The organism is Tenacibaculum profundi, from assembly GCF_052050075.1.
Classification (GTDB): domain Bacteria; phylum Bacteroidota; class Bacteroidia; order Flavobacteriales; family Flavobacteriaceae; genus Polaribacter.
Genome location: NZ_CP197225.1, coordinates 2,552,484 through 2,568,925, shown reverse-complemented (window position 1 = coordinate 2,568,925; position 16,442 = coordinate 2,552,484). Strand labels below are relative to the sequence as shown.

The 16,442-nt window shown below is 30.9% G+C and carries 14 protein-coding genes; 5 read left to right on the top strand and 9 right to left on the bottom strand.

All coding sequences use genetic code 11. The features are described from left to right. Nucleotides 1–214: 214 nt before the first annotated feature. Nucleotides 215–1,129 (bottom strand): metallophosphoesterase, encoded by a 915-nt coding sequence (locus ACSIGE_RS10435; protein ID WP_440879812.1) that lies wholly within the window; start codon nt 1,127–1,129, stop codon nt 215–217. A gap of 156 nt (nt 1,130–1,285) precedes the next feature. Between ACSIGE_RS10435 and ACSIGE_RS10430 the strand changes: the two genes are divergently transcribed. After that, nucleotides 1,286–3,364, top strand: a complete 2,079-nt coding sequence (locus ACSIGE_RS10430) for a M20/M25/M40 family metallo-hydrolase (protein WP_440879811.1) — start codon at nt 1,286–1,288, stop codon at nt 3,362–3,364. 65 nt (nt 3,365–3,429) lie between these two features. Here the strand turns inward: ACSIGE_RS10430 and ACSIGE_RS10425 are convergent, their stop codons facing one another. Together ACSIGE_RS10425 and ACSIGE_RS10420 are read right to left on the bottom strand one after the other, a co-directional pair. Then, nucleotides 3,430–4,800 (bottom strand): DUF5689 domain-containing protein, encoded by a 1,371-nt coding sequence (locus tag ACSIGE_RS10425; protein ID WP_440879810.1) that lies wholly within the window; start codon nt 4,798–4,800, stop codon nt 3,430–3,432. A gap of 20 nt (nt 4,801–4,820) precedes the next feature. After that, nucleotides 4,821–7,598, bottom strand: a complete 2,778-nt coding sequence (locus ACSIGE_RS10420; protein ID WP_440879809.1) for a carboxypeptidase-like regulatory domain-containing protein — start codon at nt 7,596–7,598, stop codon at nt 4,821–4,823. Nucleotides 7,599–7,755: 157 nt separating this feature from the next. Here ACSIGE_RS10420 and ACSIGE_RS10415 point away from each other — a divergent pair, with 157 nt between their 5' ends. Next, nucleotides 7,756–8,808 (top strand): endonuclease/exonuclease/phosphatase family protein, encoded by a 1,053-nt coding sequence (locus tag ACSIGE_RS10415; protein ID WP_440879808.1) that lies wholly within the window; start codon nt 7,756–7,758, stop codon nt 8,806–8,808. An 18-nt stretch (nt 8,809–8,826) separates the two neighbouring features. Here ACSIGE_RS10415 and ACSIGE_RS10410 read toward each other — a convergent pair whose 3' ends face one another. The 3 genes from ACSIGE_RS10410 to ACSIGE_RS10400 are packed head-to-tail and all read right to left on the bottom strand — an operon-like array spanning nt 8,827 to nt 11,341. Then, nucleotides 8,827–9,171, bottom strand: coding sequence for a hypothetical protein (locus tag ACSIGE_RS10410; protein ID WP_440879807.1), 345 nt, complete (start codon nt 9,169–9,171; stop codon nt 8,827–8,829). A 44-nt stretch (nt 9,172–9,215) separates the two neighbouring features. Continuing rightward, nucleotides 9,216–10,910, bottom strand: coding sequence for a single-stranded-DNA-specific exonuclease RecJ (gene recJ, locus ACSIGE_RS10405; RefSeq protein WP_440879806.1), 1,695 nt, complete (start codon nt 10,908–10,910; stop codon nt 9,216–9,218). Between the two features lie 5 nt (nt 10,911–10,915). After that, nucleotides 10,916–11,341, bottom strand: a complete 426-nt coding sequence (locus tag ACSIGE_RS10400; protein WP_440879805.1) for an OsmC family protein — start codon at nt 11,339–11,341, stop codon at nt 10,916–10,918. A 124-nt stretch (nt 11,342–11,465) separates the two neighbouring features. On the opposite strand from ACSIGE_RS10400, the gene ACSIGE_RS10395 reads away from it, so the two are divergent. Further along, the gene (locus ACSIGE_RS10395) at nt 11,466–12,056 is read left to right on the top strand and encodes a carboxymuconolactone decarboxylase family protein (RefSeq protein WP_440879804.1); all 591 of its coding nucleotides are present in this window, start codon (nt 11,466–11,468) and stop codon (nt 12,054–12,056) included. A gap of 168 nt (nt 12,057–12,224) precedes the next feature. Continuing rightward, nucleotides 12,225–13,277 carry a hypothetical protein gene (locus tag ACSIGE_RS10390; protein WP_440879803.1) on the top strand — a complete coding sequence of 351 codons (1,053 nt, stop codon included), beginning with the start codon at nt 12,225–12,227 and terminating at the stop codon, nt 13,275–13,277. A gap of 63 nt (nt 13,278–13,340) precedes the next feature. Here ACSIGE_RS10390 and mscL read toward each other — a convergent pair whose 3' ends face one another. From mscL to ACSIGE_RS10375, 3 genes are read right to left on the bottom strand one after another with little or no spacing between them, the layout of a single operon-like run. Further along, nucleotides 13,341–13,742: a large conductance mechanosensitive channel protein MscL gene (gene mscL / locus ACSIGE_RS10385; RefSeq protein WP_440882207.1), complete on the bottom strand. Its 402-nt coding sequence runs from the start codon at nt 13,740–13,742 to the stop codon at nt 13,341–13,343. A 50-nt stretch (nt 13,743–13,792) separates the two neighbouring features. After that, complete coding sequence (gene alr, locus ACSIGE_RS10380; protein WP_440879802.1) at nt 13,793–14,893, bottom strand: alanine racemase; 1,101 nt, start codon at nt 14,891–14,893, stop codon at nt 13,793–13,795. Next, nucleotides 14,886–15,494, bottom strand: coding sequence for a thymidine kinase (locus tag ACSIGE_RS10375; RefSeq protein ID WP_440879801.1), 609 nt, complete (start codon nt 15,492–15,494; stop codon nt 14,886–14,888). The genes alr and ACSIGE_RS10375 overlap by 8 nt, the downstream gene beginning before the upstream one ends. Before the next feature lie 101 nt (nt 15,495–15,595). Here ACSIGE_RS10375 and ACSIGE_RS10370 point away from each other — a divergent pair, with 101 nt between their 5' ends. Then, complete coding sequence (locus ACSIGE_RS10370; RefSeq protein WP_440879800.1) at nt 15,596–16,432, top strand: hypothetical protein; 837 nt, start codon at nt 15,596–15,598, stop codon at nt 16,430–16,432. Nucleotides 16,433–16,442 lie beyond the last annotated feature (10 nt).

Below are 16,442 nucleotides of genomic sequence, written 5' to 3'. Positions count from 1 at the left end.
AATGCATAAAAATTACTATAATTATTGAATTATAATCAACTATAATGAAGTAGTTTGTTTTAAAATTAAAGCATTTGAACAAAACACATTTACTGAAAGTCGCAAAACAACAATTATTATAGAAAATTGCTTTAGAAAGATTAAGCTAATAAAATTCTCTCTAAAATTGCATTTTACACCTCTTCTAATGTTAAGTAAATGTTAAGTAATCGTTTTAGATGTATTTTGATAAACTGCTTGGTCCCTCTAATACATCCTTTTTGACTTTTATAACTCCTTTATCATTAACCACCGAATGCCATTTTACTAAAGTTATTTTATTATTTTCAATTTCCAGACCAGTAATACATTTAGGATGAACACAACTTCCATCATTAAAATGAGGAAGTTCTTTATCGGTAGGAAATCTTGGCCTATGTGTATGCCCTGTTATAACCATTTGATTATCATTATTTTTAATCCATTTTTCAAGTAAATATTCCACCCTTATTAAATTTCTGTAATTTTGAGCAGGGCTTGTTGGATCTTTCACCCCCATTACCTGTAAAGGTTTCCAAAGTATTCTAACCAAAAACCTACTCAATTTCCAAAAATTATAATTAAACCAATCTGCTTGATGGCCATGAAGTAAAAAAATACTGCTCCCTCCTTTTTGTATAAGCCGTATTGCTTCAGAAAATTCAACTCCTATCATTAACTTCTTTTCTTTCTGTTCTTTTGAATCAAAATAGAAATGTAAGTTTTCAGCTATTTTTTCTGGTTTTCTGTAGTCCATGTCATGATTACCCCAAATAAAGTGTAACATTCCCTTATCATAAAACTTTTTCAAAATAAGGTAAACATCTTTATTTGCTTCAAAAATTGCGGGAAATTTATTTTCCCAAAGCTCATCTCCATCTCCAAGCTCTATATAAGTAAAATCTTTTTTCAAATATTGCAATAATGCATAACAATAAACATCTCTATTCCGTGAAAAATCATCAGCAAAGCTATTATCACCTCTATGACAATCAGAAAAAATTATATACTTTGAATCCTCTGATAAGTCTAAAGTTTTTGCATTAATAAAAGCTCTTGTAATTCTATCTCCAGACGACATCATAAAGTTTTTAATTATGTTACAATTCATTTAAACACTCTCAAATAATTAACTAATCTTATTTTTTTAACATTTAATTTAGATAAAAAAACAAAAATTAAGGACTGATTACAAACAAGATACACTATTTTAGCTTTAAACTGCTTTATCAGTTTTAATAAAAATTAATTTTAAACCCTTCTAAAAATGAAAAACAAGTATCTACTTACTTGTATAGCGTTGCTGTACATGAGCCTTAATAATATTTATGCTCAAACAACTAGTATGTTTTATGGAACTATTCAAACAGAGGATGCTGTAAAACTGAAAAAATTAGCCCCAGATGATATTAAAATAATTGCTTCTAGAAAAGGATTTAGTGCCGTAAAACTCAGTGATAAAGCTGCTGAAAAGCTTCATCATATGGTTCTAACTCATGGACCAGGCTTTATTTTTGAAACATCTGAACAAGAGGCTTTAAATACTATTAGAAATCATCAACTAAGACGAAAACAACGAAAAACAACTAGTTTTTCTATTTCTGAAAATCAAGCTGTACAAAAGAGTATTGCATTGGTAAAAAACACTAATATTGATACTCACATCAGAGAATTAGAAGCCTACGGCACTAGATACCACACCACTCAAAAAGCGAGGCAGTCCGTATTGGACTTAAAACAAAAATGGGAATCAATAGCTAACGGAAGATCTGACGTTTCTATAAAAATTGTAGAACATCAAAGTACATCAATGCCTTCTTTAATCATGACAATTAAAGGTCAAGAACTACCTAATGAATATGTTATTATTGGTGGACATATTGATTCTGTTAGTCCTCAAAGGACAACCAATGCTCCAGGAGCTGATGATAATGCTTCTGGAATTGCTACCATAACAGAGGTAGCCAGAGTTTTATTTGAAATGGATTTTCAACCAAAAAGAACAATTGAAATCATGGCTTACGCCGCAGAAGAAGTTGGCTTAAGAGGGTCTAAAGAAATTGCTGAGGATTATAAAAGAAGGAATATAAATGTTCTTTCCTATGTACAGTTTGACATGACAAACTATAAGGGCTCTTCAAAAGATGTTTATATTTCTGATGATTCTTACAACAGCTCTTCTTTAAATTCTTTTTTAGCTGATTTAATGGATCATTATAACAGTTCAGGTAATCATAAATTTAACTATGACTATACTCGTTGTAACTATGGTTGTTCTGACCACTATAGCTGGGCTCAACAAGGATACCCTGCTGCATTTCCTTTTGAAGCTTCATTTAATGAATCAAGCCCTTATATTCATACCATAAGGGATACTTCAAGTCAATTCCCTACAGCAAATGCAACCCATGCTGCTAAGTTTGCTAAACTTGGGTTAGAATACTTAATTGAGGTTGCTAAAAGTAAAGGGACAGTTATATCTCCTACTTATTGCAATTCACAAGGAAAAAATGTTAATGATGAATATATTCAAAATGTTAACATTGGTAGTATTAACAATAATTCCACTGCGCAAAATGGATATCAAGACTTCACTAGTAAGAATACTGAATTAAAAAAGAATATTTCTAATAAAATTTCAATTACACCAAAATGGACTAAAAGCAAATATAATGAAGGATACGCCGTATGGATTGATTTTAATCAAGATTCAGATTTTAATGACTCTGGTGAATTAGTATGGAGTAAAAAGGCATCAACCGAATCACCTGTAACTGGAAACTTTACTATACCAACATCTGCAAAACTAGGAAAAACAAGAATGCGTGTTAGTATGCGCTATCAAAAAATTCCTGATTCTTGTGGAAATTTTGATTTTGGTGAAGTTGAGGATTATTCTGTTACAATTTCTGAAGGAGCAGTAGTAAACCCTGATATTTGTGATGGCATACCTCAATATGATTCAAGTAAGAATTACAAAAATGGTGATAAAGTGATATATTTCGGTACATTATACGAAAGAACCTCAAGAGGTTGGAAGCGTATCGGAAAATGTAATGCAAATAAGCTTGAGAATACTAAAGAAATTTTATCATTGGTTAATGATAATGAAGTAATTACCATTTCTCCAAATCCACTGAAAGGTAAAACGTTTAGTATTCATGTAAAAAACGATTTATGGAAACATAAGAAAGTGACTATTTACGATTCTAACAGTAAACTATTAAGAAGTATTTCAATGGCAGATAGCCAAAAAGATATTACCATGTCCATAACTACAGGAGTTTACTACATCTCTCTATCAAATACAGGAAGTAAATATACAAAGCAGTTAATTAAAAAATAGTTTGAATTATAATAAACCCCGACTGTAAACTCGGGGTTTATAAAATAAATCATGCTAATTAAAGTTTATTTTACAGAAACTTTTACATTATCGACATGTATAGTCATATTTTTGTTTTCTCTATCGCTTCCTGTGTATTTAAATGCAATATAAGCTATACCCTCATATAACGATATATCTACCTCTCCAGAATCTACAAAGGTGAACCACGAAGAAAAGTCTTCAATATAACTTATTTTAGAATCTAGAGAATTCCAAGTAGCATACTCTATTCCCTCCTCAGTACCATCGAAATCTGTAGAAATTAATATTTCTAAAGGATCATGTCCTGAATCTGGATATGCATGCTGTGTTTGAAAAGTAAGCACTTCATTATCCTGGTTTTCAAGGTCAATTCTTGGAGTAATTAACCAACTTACATTTTCACTATCATCTGATCCATATGGATTAAATTCAACATATCCATTACTTTGAAACACTTTCTCTGTCCAAACCTTTGAACCCTTTTCTGTATAATTTATCCAACCATCAATATCAAAATCAGCATTACCTACAACACTCTGAAAATCTTCCGCATAAACAGGCTCACACCTACTTTGAATTAAATCCAAATCATTTGTATCTCTGATTAACAACTGAAAAGCTCCTCTATAATTTCCAACAATACCCGTAATTTTTCCTTGCATATTAGGTATCAATTGAGCTCTAAAGTCAGCAAAACCACTATTTCTCATGATAATTGTTTCTTCATCAGCGCAACTCTTAAATACTCTGTTGACCGAAAAGGTATTATTTAAATTTGCAAAAGTTTGATCTTTGGCTTCTATCTGCATGTTATCAATGGAAATTAACATACTGATATGTGAACTGTTTAGATCAGTAATGCTTACTATTTCTCTAGGCTCTATCTGAGCTACTTCTGAAGACCTCATAATGCTATATTTATCCTTCATATTAATAGCCTCAGGATCTTTTATAAGAGAAATTCTATCTACTGCACCTCCATTAAGTTTTCCTATTTCTAAAACACCATTATTATTGTGCATCCCTAAACCATTAAGAGGAACAAATACTTTTCTACCTACATTAAAAAAAGTATACATATCAGTATCATCTACGGTTAATTGAATAGCTGCAGTTGGATCTTTAGGTTTATCTTGAATAGATAGTATTTTATACATATTTCCTGCCTCATCACTAGAAACCACATAGCCTTCAAGTACCATCTCATCTTTTTGGATTGTACTGAAATCAAGTACACCATTTGCTTGTTCGTTAAAAATTCTTATAATACCTGAAATAGAAGTGTTTGCTATTATATTTGGTTCATCTATATTAATTTGAGGTAAATTATAATCATTATTATCTACACATGAGACAGTTACCTCAAAAAAAACAGCTAATATTATCATATTAAGTATCGTGCTTGTCTTCATTTTTTTCATAGCTATTATAATTAGAATCTGAAATAAACATTTATGAAAAACGTCGTACCTCTTCCATACCAATATTTATTCCCAAAAACAGGAGTTGTTGATTCTGAGTCTTTTTTTGATACTCTATAGTTCGCATTTCTACCCTGTTCAAATCCTCCTGACTTATATTTTTTATTAAATAAATTGTTTAAGCTGGCAAAAAAACCAACATAATAGTCTCCTAATTTCCAAGACTTACCTCCTATTGCATTTACTACCATATAATTTTCAAATTCTTCTTGATCTAAAAGATCACGTGCTATAAGTGGATCATAGTCCGAAAACTCAATACCATCTTCATCAACTACAAAATTTTGTGTTCTTCTTAGTGGAGAGATATCTACAAAAACATCATCTAGATAATTGACAGTAGCTCCAAACCACCAGAAGTCTGGGTCTCGATATTCAAAGCCAAGCGAATATGCCTTTTGTGGACCTGAAGCTACTCTGTAGTTCTTTAAATAAGATGTTGTCGGTCGTAAAAAATATTCACTATCATTATGACTCTGATTATCTGCATCTGAAGTCAGATATAACATTGGATTATTATGAAAAGTATACTGACCAATGTTAGTAGCTCCCTTCAATTTAATTGAAGGGGTTATTTGTGCCTCAATTCCTATTTCGATACCCAAATGTTTTTTTTCAATTTCCGTTATCACTTCCTGAATAAATGCCGAATTATTACCATTAATACCATCTACATAAAAAAATGATATTTCAGTTGCATCTTTGATCCCTACATAATACCCTGTTAACTTTGCTTGTATAGTAGGAAATCGCAGGATATAACTGATATCATTAGACATTATTTTTTCTGTAACAAGACCTAAAACAGCATTGTTAGTTTCCCTTGGATTTGAAAATGTATTTCTTATTGTTGGTGCTTTTGTTAAATAACCTCCGTTGAAATCTAATAAATGACGTCCTGAAACTTTGTAGGTAAATCCTCCTTTAAATCCAAAATTCGTAAATTCTAGTTTCTCAGATTTTCCCAAAGAATTATTCTTAAAAGCTCCACTCTGATACAATCCTTCTCTTTGATGCGAAGTTTTTGACGCATCTCCTGCCACGTAAAAATTAACCTTATTGTACTTGAACTGGGCTTGTAAAAAAGCACTTAAGACCTTTGACTTTAGAATATAATTATAATTAAATCGATCTCCTTCAGTTACAATTCTATTTGGATTCCTAAGATTATTTTGCTTTGAGGTTAAATTATCCCCAAAGGTATCTACATCTAAAAAACCTTGCCCACCCAATAGATCAAGAAGATTTGCAAAATTTTCAGATTTTATTTGAGTATAATGTAATTTACTGTTGATTACAATATGTTCATTTAGTTCGCTAAAAAAAATAGTATTCGCAGAAAATTGATCTTCATCATTTCTGTCTTCATATAAAATATACTTTGAATTTGTACTTTCATTACCGGCTAAGTTTTGCCTAATCATTTCATCCCAGTCCCACTGCCCATCATTTAAAAATTCTTGTAATAAATTGTACTCTGTTCGACTGCCATTTCGTATTGCGTAACTTGGTAACTTTTGATAATATGTTGGATCAGGGTTTGAACCTCCGCCAATTGGCCAACCATTTACTAATCGAGCTCCATTGAAGTTAATACGACTATTACCTTCTCTTCCTGTTTGAAAGGATAAATTAGAATTTAAAGTTGTATTATCGGATAATCTCCAAAAATGATTTAACATTAAAATTGGTTCGTATAAATCTCGTATTCGAGAATTTCTTGCTTTATTGTTTTGGTACCCCCAATAAGGATTATACTTGATTCCTTTTAAATCAAATACCTCTTGAGTATTAGGTGATGATTTCCCTCGTTTATTATTAGCAGAAATTATTGATAAATTAAGACTATGATAATCATTTAACTTTTTTTCTAAAGAAATAAAAAATGAATTCCCTTCATAAAAAGTACCTTCAATATATCCTTCCTCCCCTGATCTTCTACTTCCAGATACTGCTATTGCCCACCCATTATTCAATAGTCCTGAAGTATAAGTTCCCATAATACGATGTGAATAACTCCTATTAGAAGAAGCGTAAGATATCCTAATTCCTTTCTTAAAATCGGATGCTCTTGTGTTCATATTAACAGATCCTAAAACACCTCCAAATCCATAATTTGAAGGGGTTAACCCATTACTATATTCTTGATATTTAAAGATATCATTAAGTCCTCCCCAGTTACTCCATTGAGGTTTTCCATTATAAAGTTTATTCATTTCAATCCCATTTATCATTACTTTTCCATTTTCTGAATCTAAACCTCTGACACTATAAAAGGATGGGCTCCATTCAAAAGCTGCTGTTTTCAAATAAACATCTCTTGATGCTTGTAACAGACCTGAAATATTATCTGCTGTACTGGCATCATTATTAAGTTCATCTTCAGTAATTGTAATTGTACTTAAATCTTGATCAATAGAAACGTCTTCATGTAATAAAATAATCCCAAGATCAATGGTTTTCCCGATCAATTTCAAAAGGTATTTTTGCTTTTCATATCCATCAAAAGATATAGTTATAAGTTGCTCTCCATTAGGTATAAGCTCTACCATAAAGCTACCATCTCTTTTTGTTATTTGGCTAAGTTTAAGATCTTCTACATAAATGGATACTCCTTCAAAGGGCTCTTCAGAGTCAGCTTCTAAAACGACTCCTCTTATGATGTTTTGAGATGTAATTGGTAGTTGTGCTAGTAATAGCAATAGCATTATTACTTTAATTTTTTTCATAAACAATTAATTATTTTTAAATAGCTTTTTTTCAATAAAACAGCCATAAAATTACAAAAAATTTTATTTTAAAATAAAAAAATTAAAAAAAACACACTAAAAAACACCTTTTAGTTAAGTTTTTACATTACTTTAACCATTAAAAAAATCAAATAGAATGAAGAATAGAATACTGTTTATTATTCTTGGCCTGCTTTTAAATTATTGTTTTGCACAAAAAAGTAGAAGTTTTAAAATAAGAACTGTTGCCTTCTATAACTTAGAGAATCTATTCGATATTTTCGATAATCCTAATAAAGAAGATGAGAAAAGCCCGATAATGAGAATAAAGAATAATCGTGAAAAAATATACAAGGATAAATTAGATAAACTAGGAGAAGTCATACTTAAGATAGGTTCAGAGAAGACAAATACAAGTCCTGTTATTTTAGGGGTAGCCGAGGTTGAGAATAAAAAAGTATTAAAGGATCTTGTCAAAACAAAAAAATTAAAAAAAAAACAGTATGAAATTATTCATTTTGACTCACCTGATAAGCGTGGAATAGATGTAGCTTTACTTTATCAACAACGTTATTTTAAACCAATAAACTTTGAAACTTTTAATCCAAATATTTATGTAAAGAATAGAAAGATTAACACACGAGACATTCTTTTAGTATCTGGTTATTTAGACAACGAATTAATTCACATAATTGTAAATCACTGGCCATCAAGAAGGGGTGGTGAAGCAAAAAGTAGACCTTTAAGAGAAAAAGCGGCCTATAAAGTTTTACAAATATTAGAAAAAATAAAATTAACAGACACTAATCCTAAAGTCATTATAATGGGTGACTTTAATGATGACCCAAGTAGCTCAAGCTTTAAAAAAATTTTAAATACAAAATCAAAAATTAAGAATACTCTAAAAGGAGAGATTTATAACCCCTATGAAAGCATGTTTAAAAGAGGCTATAATTCTCTAGGCTTTAGAGATAACATTAATTTATTTGATCAAATTATGTTTACTTCTCCCTTTTTAAATTTCGATAACAAAAATTTCTTAGATTATAAAATGTTCAAATCAGCCATATTTAATAAGCTCTTTTTGACTAAAAAAACCGGAAAATATAGAGGTTATCCTTTTAGAAGCTTTTCTAATGGAAAGTATACAGGCGGATATAGCGATCATTATCCTGTATATCTTTACTTAATTAAAGAAGATAAAAAATAGAAGCTTTCTTTTTACTATTTAATTTTTGCATAGATCGTCTAAATAATTATTCATCTTAATTTGAAATAACGTCCCTCTTAATAGGTCTTCAATCTGGGAAAGTTCAGATATTGAAACTGCCATGCTAACTTTATCTGAAGGAGTTTGTAACAAGAGCGATCTACATGAGCCAGCAGCTTCGCATGAAGCACAGGATCTCTGGACTTTTGCGTCACAAACTTTATCTATAAATAGTTCAATTTCCTCTACTGTTAGATGAAAACCAGTATCCCTAAATATAACTTGGATTAGTCTTGATGGTATCTCTTTCCAACGAAAAGAGATACCAATATCGTTATTATAAATTTTGTATATACAGTCCATAATCAGTTTAATTGACGAGCAAATATAATTAATTTAGATTAATTCTAAATTGACTGCTTTAAATCTTTTAATACTAATTGTATTGACGTGGTACCATTCCATGTGTTTTCATCTAGACAATATGCAATATCAAAACTATTTTCTATTAACTTCATTTTTTTTCCCAAACTAAAACCAATGGCTCCATATGTTCTATTATCTGCTCCATATATAATATTGAGTTTTAAATGGCTTTTATCGCCTCCGACCTGCTTTCCGTATCCATTATCTCTAACACATGAACTATAAAACACAGGCTTCAAATTCTGAGGTCCGAAAGGTGCCATTTGTTGTAATATCCGATAAAACTTTGGGGTTATTGAACAAAGATCTAACTCTACATCAATCCCTATTTCTGGAACTAGAAGATTCTTATGAATTGATTCGGAAACTACCTGCTCGAATTTATTCTTAAAATTTTCATATTGTTCTGGTAAAATAGTTAATCCAGCCGCATATTTATGACCTCCAAATTGAACCAAATATTCAGAACAAGCTTCTATAGCATTATACACGTCAAATCCTTTCACTGACCTAGCGGACGCAGCTAATTTATCACCACTTCTCGTAAACACTATTGTTGGCCGATAATATGTTTCTATCAACCTAGAAGCTACAATACCTATTACCCCCTTGTGCCAGTCTTCCTCATATACAACTGTCGTAAACTTATCTTCTTCTTTATTATTCACTATTTGAATTAGTGCTTCTTGAGTAATTGCGGCATCTAATTCTTTTCGATCAGTATTAAATTTTTCAATATTAGAAGCTTCAACAAGTGCTATTTGATAGTCAAGTTCAGTCAGAAGACTAACAGCAAAGTTTCCATGCTTAATTCTTCCTGCAGCATTGATTCTAGGAGCAATAATAAAAACAACATCAGTAATTGTGAGTTCTTTTTTTCCAAACTGATGAATAATCGCCTTTATTCCATTTCTTGGCGCTGTGTTAATTACTTGTAGCCCAAAATAAGCCAATACTCTATTTTCTCCTGTGATGGGAACAATATCGGCTGCCACCGCTATTGCAACTAAATCTAAATAAGGAATTAAATTTTCAATTACACCATTATTACGATACTCTAAAGCTTCTATTAGCTTAAATCCTACTCCGCACCCACAAAGCTCTTTATAGGGATACATACAATCAATTTGTTTTGGATTTAAAACAGCTACTGCTTCTGGAACTTCTTGTCCTGGCTTATGGTGATCACAAATTATAAAATCTATATTATTCTCCTTTGCATATGTTACTTTGTCAATTGCTTTAATTCCACAGTCAAGAGCAATGATTAATTGAAAATTATTTTTTATTGCAAAATCAACACCTAAAAAAGAAATACCATACCCTTCTTTATATCGATCAGGTATATAAGTAGTAACATCAGAATACCTATCCTTAATATAAGAATACAATAATGATACTGCAGTTGTTCCATCCACATCGTAATCACCATAAATTAATATTCTTTCTTTTAATTCAATAGCTTTTTCAATTCTTTCTACTGCTAAATTCATATCCTTCATTAAAAAAGGATCATGCAAATTATCAAGCGAAGGACGAAAAAATTCCTTTGCTTCATCAAATGTCTTGATACCCCTTTGTACCAATAATCTTGATAAAACTTTATCTATTCCTAGCTCTTTCGTTAATTTTTCAACCTCCTCTTCATTGGGTTCAGGCTTTAAAGTCCATCGCATGTAATTTATTTTTTATGATAAAATATCTCTATTTTAACCTCGGCAAACTTTCTAAACATTTCCATAACACCACAATATTTTTCTACAGATAAAGCTACAGCTTTTTCTATTTTATCTTTTTTGAGATTATTTCCTGTAAAATGATAGTCAACCGTAACACTACTATAGTATTTTGGGTGCTCTTCGGTCAATTCTCCTTTTACAATAATTTTAAAATCATCAACTTCAACTCTCATTTTGCTAAGCAATGCGACAACATCTAACCCTGAGCACCCTGCCAAAGAAGAAAGCATCATCGCTTTGGGTGATAATCCACTTGCGTCGCCTCCATTTTCTTTAGATGTGTCAATTATAACATTATTTCCTAGCGGATTATCTGTTTCAAATGCCATATTCTCTTTCCAAATAGTAGTAACTGTATGATAAGCCATAATATTTATTTTTGCTGTTTACGTAATTTTATGTGATATTTACCAAGTTATACTTAATAAGTATACATTTCACAAAACAAACTTACAGTAAAAAAATATCAATAAAAACTAAAAAGTACAGACTATGCCATTAGTAAATCCTTTACCGGCTGATCACGACCAGGAAACAAAAGAACTAGCTGATTTTTTTAATGAAACCTTAGGCTTTTGTCCTAATTCTGTTTTAACAATGCAACATAGACCTAAAATTTCAAAGGCTTTCATCAATATGAATAAAGCCGTAATGGAAAATAAAGGTAGAGTTACATCTGCTTTAAAAAGAATGATTGCTTGGGTTTCAAGTAATGCTACAGGGTGTAGATATTGTCAAGCTCACGCAATAAGAGCTGCAGAGCGCTATGGAGCAGAACAAGAACAATTGGATAATATATGGGAATATAAAACACACCCTGCTTTTAATGGAGCTGAAAAAGCTGCCTTAGACTTCTCTTTAGCTGCTAGCCAAATTCCTAATATGGTAGATGAAAATATCAAGTCCGAGTTACAAAAATATTGGAACGAAGGAGAGATCGTAGAGATGCTTGGTGTAATATCTTTATTTGGTTATTTAAATCGTTGGAATGACTCTATGGGTACTATGATAGAGAAAGGCGCTGTTGAGAGCGGAAAAAAATATTTAGAAAAAAACGGATGGAATGAAGGCAAACATTCATAATTTTTCTTATATTAGTAATCAAAAGCCTTCTCCCTGCATAGAGAAGACTTTTTTTTAACCTTAAATAGATGTCCCCCCACAGTTCACCTAAACTAAGTCTTAATAACAAATTAAAAAAGATTTAGACAAAAGATGGTTGTAAATAATGCAAAATAAAAAATAAATTTTTTGCATTATTTAAGAATACCAGAACACTATTCAAGAGACATTATGGGTATAGAAAAAGATAAGCTCTTTGACGTTATTAAGCAGAAACTGCCTAAGAACGTTCTTTTTACGGAGGAAATCGCAGATGTATTAGATGTTAGCTATGATGCTTCTTATAGGAGAATCAAAGGTAGGACAGCATTAACATTTAAAGAGGCAGTAAAATTAGCAAGTCATTATAAAATTTCGTTAAACGAATTATATGACCTCCCTTCTGATAACACACTCTTAATTAACAAAAACAAATTTCAAGATAATATTGATGGACTTATCCACTTTTACAAAGAATTATCTTATTATACCAAAACTTTTCATTCGGGAAGTAAAGCACAGATTGTGTACTCTGCAAAAGATATTCCTTTTTATCATGTAAAGACAACAAATCTTTATTGGAAATTTAGAATTTATGCACATCTAAACTTTTCAAAAAAGAATTCAATAAATAACAATTTATCATTTTATCAATTTACACCAAAATTTGCTGCAGTTGAAGAGGCCAAAAATTTTAGAGAAACTTTTAAGTTAACTGATATCATTGATATTTGGAGCGACACAACAATAGACAGTTCTCTTTATCAAATTTTCTATTTTTTTAGAACCAAAACATTAAATAAAGAAGAAGCCCTGCTTTTATGCGATGAAATCAATACTATCATAAGTCGGCTTGAACAAAATGTTACTAACGTAAACACAGAAAACCGGCTTATTAATAAGAGAAAATACAGATACACATTGTATTACAGCAAACTACTCAATCTAAACCATTCTATTTTCTTTAAAAATGAGTTTAAAAAAGGAATATTAATGCCTTACGGCTCTTTTTCGCATATAAAAATAGAAGACTCTATAATCTGTAATGAAATGGACAGCTATTTGCAAAAACAGCTACAGTTCGCGAAAAAGATTTCTAGTGAAACAGAAATAGACAGAAAAGTCTTTTTTACTACTATGTATGAAAAAATAGATCAATTAAAAAACGAGATAAAATCAAAAACCTTAATCTCCTTTATGTAATAATTAATCTTCAGTAAAAAACGCCTTGGGAAAAATTTCTCAAAGCGTTTTAGTTATCTAAGATTATTTTTTTAATAAATCTCTTATTTCTGAAAGCAACTCTTCCTGACTTGGTCCTTTTGGTGTCTCTACTGTGGGCTCTTCTTTTCTTTTCATTTTATTGATCCCTTTTACGACTAAGAACATAATAAAAGCAACTATTATGAAATCAATCACATAAGTAAGAAACTCTCCATATAACAAAGCCACTTCTCCAACAGTCTTTCCTGTTTCATCAACCACGCCCTCTTTAAGGATCATTTTTAAATCTTTAAAGTCTGCATTAAATAGCAAACCTATTAGAGGTGATACGATTCCACCTGTAAAAGAAGTTATAACTTGTTTGAAAGCGGCCCCCATGACAAAACCTACAGCTATGTCAACCAAGTTCCCTTTCATTGCAAAGTCTTTAAACTCTTTGAGCATTCCCATATTTTATGATTTTTTAATTAAATTTATTAAATGTATAAAAAAAATTAGTTTTTTACTAATCTTTTAACTCTCTGAGAAATAGATGTTAGAATCTCATATGGAATTGTTTCACATTTACTAGCTATGAACTCGATATGTTTTTGGTTATTAAATATAATCACCTCATCTCCTTCATTACAGTCTATTTTCGTAACATCCACAATAATCATATCCATACAAACATTTCCTATAATAGGTGCGATATTATTATTAATTGTGACGAACCCATTTTTATTTCCTAATCTCCTAGAAATTCCATCTGCATGCCCTATTGGTATTGTAGCACTTTTTGTAAGTTTACTAGCTACGAAAGCCCTATTATAACCAACCGTTTCTCCTGGCTGAATAGTTCGTATTTGAGAAATTATAGACTTTAAATTATGGGTATTTTTTAAGTTTTGTGTTTCCTTGGGAGTATTCCCAAAACCATATAGACCAATCCCCAAACGAACCATATCAAATTGAGCTTTAGAATAATTTATTATTCCCGACGTATTAAGAGCATGTATTATAGGCTTATACCCCAAATGATCATAAATTTTTTTAACAATAAATGCGAAATTATTTATCTGTCCGACAGTAAATTCATACTCATGTAGATCTTCACTTGCGGCAAGATGAGTGAAAATCGATTTTGCTACTACATTATTTGACTTTTTTAGCTCTATTAAAATTGAAGGTACATCAGAATGACTAAAACCGAGTCTATTTAATCCTGTGTTAAATTTAATATGAATTGGATAATTCATCAGGGGCTTCTCATCTGCTAATTTCAAAAATGCATTTAATGTTTTAAAACTGTAGAGTCCTGGCTCTAAATGATATCGAACAATTTGCTCCATATTCTGAAGTTGTGGATGTAAAACTAAAATCGGTGTTTTAATGCCTGCCTCACGTAAAACAACCCCTTCATAACTATAAGCAACAGCAAAATAATCGACTTGTTCTTCAACTATTTTAGCAACTTCTACTGCATCACTACCATACCCAAAAGCTTTGACAACAACCAACACTTTCGTAGTTGATTCCAGTTTTTTCTTAAAATATTGGAAATTATATAAAATAGCTTTTTTATCTATTTCTAATATCGTAACATGGTTATTCATCTAGATTCTCTTTTTCTACTTTTGATTCCTTAATAGCCTTATAATAAGCCGCTCTACTAAGAGGCTCATATTCTTGTGTTTCTCCTAGCATAACAAGATCATCATTCGTTGCCTTTCTATGACTATAATGTGCTAAATTTCCCGTTCGCGTGCAAACAGCATGAACTTTTGTAACATACTCGGCTGTTGCCATTAGGGCTGGCATTGGACCAAATGGATTTCCTTTAAAATCCATATCTAATCCAGCGATAATTACTCGAATCCCTCTATTCGCCAAATCATTACAAACAGCAACAATTTCATCATCGAAAAATTGTGCTTCATCGATACCGACTACATCAACATTATTTGCTAGCAATCGAATATTTGATGAAGCTGGAACTGGAGTAGATCGAATTCTGTTCTCATTATGAGAAACAACTTCTTCCTGATCGTAGCGAGTATCTAAATCTGGTTTAAAAATTTCAACTTTTTGCTTCGCTAACTGTGCCCTTCTTAGACGTCTTATTAATTCCTCAGTTTTACCTGAAAACATCGAACCACAAATTACCTCTATCCACCCAAATTGTTCTGTGTGATTTACTGTATTTTCAAGAAACATTTTGTAATTTTAAGCTCTGTTACTAACATTTACATTATTATTGTAGTGAAAAGCAAATTTATTAAATTTTAAAAATAAAATTTAAAAACATAGAACAACTTATGCACAAAAAATTAGCATCCGATTTAACGAGCTTAGCACATAGTATTTTAAAAATGAAAAATAAAGAGGATGTGCTGGAATTGAAGAAAAAAGCTTTTGAAGTTTATGAAAAGCTTTCTATCTTGGCCTACGTTAATGAGTATATAAATACTACACCTAATGCAGATTTTACTAAAGAAGAGTTGCTAAAAAAAATAGTTGAAACAGAGAGAAAGTTAAGCAAACCAAATATATCCAAAGAAACTTTTAATTCAACAAAAATAGAAAACAAAACTACTCATAAAGAAATAATTCCTAAAGAGGGTCCGTTTAATTCAAAAAACAACAAAGTAGAAGAGCCTTCTCCAATAACAGAAAAAACTTCATCAAACACTACTCAAAATAAACTCGCCTCGGAAACTAAAGATAATGATCCTAACCCTGAGGTGAAAAAAATAACAGAACAGTCTTTCGACGAATTCAATAATATTTTATTCAACAAAAAAAATGATTCGGATGAGCGTAAAACTCCAACGTTAGAGGAAGAGTTAAACGATACACTGCCTGTTGATGTGATGGCCAATCTTTTTGAAAAAGTTGAATCAAAAAAATCTTTAAATGATCAACTACAGAAAACTCTACAAATTGGACTTAATGATAGAATTGCATTCGTCAAAAATCTTTTTGAAGGAAATCAATCAGACTTTAACAGGGTTATTTCTCAATTAAACACCTGTAAAACAGAGAAAGAAGCTAAAAACTTTATCAATAATCTTGTAAAACCTGATTATGATTGGTCTGAAAAAGAAGAATATGAAACACGTTTAATTGAAATTATTGAGAGACGCTTTACATAATGAGGAGCTT